The following is a 3,359-nucleotide window of genomic DNA, read 5'->3' as shown; positions in this document are numbered from 1 at the left end:
GGGCGCCGTGAGGAGCCGGCGGTCCCGCGCCCGGCGTCGGGTGCCGCCCCGCACCGCACCGCACGAGCGGCGTGACGGCGGGGCGGCACCCGGGCGCACGGCTGTCTAGAAGTCCTCGTCCAGGTCGACCGTGCCCTCCACGGCGACCTGGTACGCGGACGGCCGCCGCTCGAAGAAGTTCGTCAGCTCCTGGACGCCCTGGAGCTCCATGAAGGAGAACGGGTTCTCCGAGCCGTACACCGGCGCGAAGCCCAGCCGGACCAGCCGCTGGTCGGCGACGCACTCCAGGTACTGCCGCATCGACTCGGTGTTCATGCCCGGCAGCCCGTCCCCGCACAGGTCCCGCGCGAACTGCAGCTCCGCCTCGACCGCCTCGCGCAGCATGTCGGTGACCTGCTGCCCCAGCTGCTCGTCGAAGAGCTCCGGCTCCTCCTTGCGCACGGTGTCGACCACGTCGAAGGCGAAGGACATGTGCATCGTCTCGTCCCGGAACACCCAGTTGGTGCCGGTCGCCAGCCCGTGCAGCAGACCCCGGCCGCGGAACCAGTAGACGTAGGCGAACGCCCCGTAGAAGAACAGGCCCTCGATGCACGCGGCGAAGCAGATGAGGTTCAGCAGGAAGCGCCGGCGGTCGGCCTGCGTCTCCAGCCGGTCGATCCGCTCCACCGAGTCCATCCACTTGAAGCAGAACTCGGCCTTCTCCCGGATGGACGGGATGTTCTCCACGGCCGCGAAGGCCGCCGCCCGGTCGTCCGGGTCGGGCAGATAGGTGTCGAGCAGCGTCAGGTAGAACTGGACGTGCACCGCCTCCTCGAAGAGCTGCCGCGACAGGTACAGCCGCGCCTCCGGGGAGTTGATGTGCTTGTAGAGCGTCAGCACCAGGTTGTTCGCCACGATCGAGTCGCCCGTCGCGAAGAACGCGACCAGCCGGCCGATCAGGTGCTGTTCCTCCGGGCTGAGCTTCGCCAGGTCGGCGACGTCCGAGTGGAGGTCGACCTCCTCCACGTGCCAGGTGTTCTTGATGGCGTCCCGGTAGCGCTCGTAGAAGTCGGGGTAGCGCATGGGGCGCAGAGTCAGCTCGAAGCCGGGGTCGAGCAGGTTCTTGGTGGTCATCATTGGCAGGCCTCGCAGGACTCGGGGTTTTCCAGGGAGCAGGCGACGGCCTCGGGGTCGGCCGCCTGCTGGACGGGGACGGTGGTCCGGGCCGCCGCGCGGGCGATCCGGGTCGCCGGGCGCGAGCGCAGGTAGTACGTCGTCTTCAGACCCGACTTCCAGGCGTACGCGTACATCGAGGAGAGCTTGCCGATGGTGGGCGTCTCCAGGAACAGGTTGAGCGACTGCGCCTGGTCCAGGAACGGGGTGCGGGCGGCGGCCATGTCGATCAGACCGCGCTGCGGGATTTCCCACGCCGTGCGGTACAGCCGCCGCACGTCCTCGGGGATCCACGCGAAGTCCTGCACGGAGCCATTGGCTTCGCGCAGCGCCTCACGGGTGCGGGCGTCCCACACTCCGAGCCGCTTCAGGTCGTCCACCAGGTACGAGTTGACCTGGAGGAACTCCCCGGACAGGGTCTCGCGCTTGAACAGGTTGGAGACCTGCGGCTCGATGCACTCGTACACGCCGGCGATCGACGCGATGGTGGCGGTGGGGGCGATCGCCAGCAGCAGCGCGTTGCGCATCCCGGTGGACGCGATCCGGGTCCGCAGCGCCGCCCAGCGCTCGGGCCAGCAGAGCTCGACACCGTAGTGGTCGGGGTGCAGCACGCCCCGGGCGGTACGGGTCTTCTCCCACGCGGGCAGCGGGCCGCCGCGTTCGGCCAGGTCCGCGGAGGTCTCGTACGCGGTGAGCATGATCCGCTCGGCGATCCGCGTGGACAGGGCCTTCGCCTCGGGGGAGTCGAAGGGCAGCCGCAGCCTGAAGAAGACGTCCTGCAGGCCCATGGCGCCGAGACCGACGGGCCGCCACCGGGCGTTGGAACGGGCCGCCTGCTCGGTCGGGTAGAAGTTGATGTCGACGACGCGGTCGAGGAAGGTGACGGCCGTGCGGACGGTGGCGTCCAGCCGCTCCCAGTCGATGCCGCCGTCGTCCACGAAGGCACCGAGGTTGATGGAGCCCAGGTTGCAGACCGCTGTCTCCCCGTCGTCGGTGACCTCCAGGATCTCCGTGCACAGGTTCGAGGAATGGATGACGTGGCCGGGCTCGGCGGTCTGGTTGGCCGTCCGGTTGGCCGCGTCCTTGAAGGTCATCCAGCCGTTGCCGGTCTGGGCCAGGGTGCGCATCATGCGGCCGTACAGCTCGCGGGCCGGGAGGGTCTTCCTCGCCAGGCCCTTCGCCTCGGCGGCCCGGTACGCCGCGTCGAACTCCTCGCCCCACAGGTCGACCAGTTCGGGCACGTCCGCCGGGGAGAACAACGACCAGGGCGCGTCGGCGTTCACCCGGCGCATGAACTCGTCCGGCACCCAGTGCGCGAGGTTCAGGTTGTGCGTACGGCGGGCGTCCTCGCCGGTGTTGTCGCGCAGTTCCAGGAACTCCTCGATGTCGGAGTGCCAGGTCTCCAGGTAGACCGCCGCGGCGCCCTTGCGCCGGCCGCCCTGGTTCACGGCGGCGACCGAGGCGTCCAGCGTCTTCAGGAACGGGACGATGCCGTTGGAGTGCCCGTTGGTGCCGCGGATCAGCGAACCCCGGGACCGGATGCGGGAGTAGGACAGTCCGATGCCGCCGGCGTGCTTGGAGAGGCGGGCGACCTGGTGGTAGCGGTCGTAGATGGAGTCCAGCTCGTCCTTGGGGGAGTCGAGGAGGTAGCAGGACGACATCTGCGGGTGCCGCGTGCCGGAGTTGAACAGCGTGGGGGAGGAGGGCAGGTAGTCCAGGCGGCTCATCAGCCCGTACAGCGCGGCGACCTCGTCCACGGAACGGGCGCTGTCGTCCCCGGCGAGGCCGGTGGCGACCCGCAGCAGGAAGTGCTGGGGCGTCTCGACGACCTTGCGGGTGACCGGGTGCCGCAGCAGGTAGCGGCTGTGCAGGGTGCGCAGGCCGAAGTAGCCGAAGCGGTCGTCGGCCCCGGTGTCGACCAGCGCGTCCAGGCGGTCCGCGTGCAGGCGGACGAACGCGGCGGTCCGGTCGGCGATCAGGCCCTCGCGGTGCCCGGTCGCGACGGACCCGGTGAACGAGGTGACGCCCTGCGAGGCGGCCTCGGCGCGGATGCCGATGGTCAGCAGCCGGGCGGCGAGCCGGGAGTAGGCCGGGTCCTCGGAGATGAGCCCGGCCGCCGCCTCGGTGGCCAGCTCCCGCAGCTCCGCCTCGTCGGCGGTGGCGGACCGGCCGCGCAGCGCGGCGGCGGCGACCCGGCCGGGGTCGGC

General features: G+C 70.6%; 2 protein-coding genes. Both read right to left on the bottom strand.

Annotated elements, in window-relative coordinates:
* Window positions 1-105 precede the first annotated feature (105 nt).
* A complete protein-coding gene (locus tag B7767_RS29515) occupies window positions 106-1,113 on the bottom strand; it encodes a ribonucleotide-diphosphate reductase subunit beta (RefSeq protein ID WP_179167339.1) in 1,008 nt (335 codons plus the stop codon).
* Window positions 1,113-3,359, bottom strand: a 2,247-nt coding sequence (locus B7767_RS29510) for a ribonucleoside-diphosphate reductase subunit alpha (RefSeq protein ID WP_085574824.1), incomplete at its 5' end; no start/stop codon positions are given. The genes B7767_RS29510 and B7767_RS29515, both read right to left, overlap by 1 nt.

The organism is Streptomyces sp. 13-12-16, assembly GCF_002114215.1.
Taxonomy (GTDB): domain Bacteria; phylum Actinomycetota; class Actinomycetes; order Streptomycetales; family Streptomycetaceae; genus Streptomyces.
This window is presented reverse-complemented; position numbering and strand designations above follow the sequence as displayed.